Annotated in this window: 1 protein-coding gene; it reads right to left on the bottom strand. The window is 71.5% G+C overall.

The genetic code is table 11. The annotated features are described in order from the left end of the window. Window positions 1-1,550: polyketide synthase dehydratase domain-containing protein (locus ABZ208_RS39030; RefSeq protein ID WP_356914189.1), on the bottom strand; the 1,550-nt coding region annotated here is incomplete at both ends.

The following is a 1,550-nucleotide window of genomic DNA, read 5'->3' as shown; positions in this document are numbered from 1 at the left end:
TGTTCCGACTGCGCACTGCGCACCAGACCCCACACCGGAGCCAGCGCCACATCCGGCACCCCGTCACCGACGTCTACGCCGTTACGGGTCACCAGGACCAGCCGCGCCTCACTCAGCCGCTCACTCTCCAGCCAACGCTGCACCAGAGCCAAGGCGTTCACCGCCACCGTTGACGCCGCCTCGGCCACGTCGGCGGCACCACCCGGGGACTCGACCGTGGCAAGCACCATCTCGGGTGTGCCCACGCCGTCGGCCAGGGCCTTCTCCAGCGCGTCCAGGTCCGCGAACCGCTCGCCCGGCGCATCGACGTCGCCGAGTACGGCCACCCGAACCGATGTGGACGGCACGGCCGTGACCTCGGCCCAGTTGAGCTGGAACAGGGAGTTGCGGTGGGCGCGCTGCCCGCTCTCGAGCTGCGCCTGCTCCACGGGGCGCAGGTCGAGTCGCGCCATGTGCAGCACCGGTTCGCCGTGCTCGCCTGTGATGTCGATGCGGAACGCGGACTCACCCGTCGGAGCGATCCGCACCCGCGCCCGCGAGAGGCGGGTCTGCCCGAGCCGTACGCCCGACCAGGAGAACGGCAGGTCGACCGCGGATCCCGCTTCCTTGTCGAGCAGCACACCGTGCAGTGCCGCGTCGAAGAGGGCCGGGTGGATGGCGAAGCCTTCACCACCGGTGTCACCGGGCAGTTCCACCTCGGCGTAGAGCTGATCGCCGTCGCGCCAGGCCGCGCGCACGCCCTGGAACGTAGGGCCGTAGTCGTAGCCGAGGTCGGCCAGACCTGCGTAGAGCGCGTCGACCGATGCCTCCTCGGCCCCTGCGGGTGGCCATTGGGTGGGCCAGTCCGCGAGGGGTTCGGCCTCGGGGGCGAGCAGGCCGCGGGCGTGGCAGGTCGTCTCTGCCTGCTCGTCGTCCTCGCCGTTCTCCGGACGGGTGTAGATCGCCACCTCACGGCGCCCGTCCTCAGCAGCCGAACCAAGCGTGACCTGGACCTGAACCGCGACGCCCTCCTCGAGCAGCAGCGGCGCCTCCATCACCAATTCATCCAGCACCGGGGCCTCGGCCTGGCGGCCGGCGGTGAGAGCGAGCTCGACCAGTGCGGTCCCGGGCACGATCACCGTGCCCAGCACGACGTGGTCGCGGGTCCAGGGCTGGGTGTCGGTGGACAGGCGCCCGGTCAGGACCCACTCGTCACGGTCGCCGACCTGGACCGCCGCCGCCAGGACCGGGTGCCCGATCCGACTCTGCCCGGCCGCCGCCGCATCACCGTTCCCGGTGCCCGGAGTCAGCCAGTACCGCTCACGCTGGAACGCATAGGTCGGCAGGGCGGTGTGTGCGGCTCCTGTGTCCTTGTAGTAGGCCGTCCAGTCCACGCCGACGCCGGCGAGGTGAGCCTGTCCCAGGAAGGCGGCGAACGTGGCCGCCTCCGCTTGCTTGGCCCGCAGCGCCGGCATCAGCACCGCGTCACCGGCCTCGTCCAGCTCCTCCAGCGTCTGGCGTGCCATGGCGGTCAGTACGCCGTCGGGGCCGAGTTCGAGGAACCGGCGAAC

Source organism: Streptomyces sp. NPDC006208, from assembly GCF_040613775.1.
GTDB lineage: Bacteria > Actinomycetota > Actinomycetes > Streptomycetales > Streptomycetaceae > Streptomyces.
Note: the sequence above shows the minus strand (reverse complement) of the source record. Positions and strands in the feature narration are given on the sequence as shown.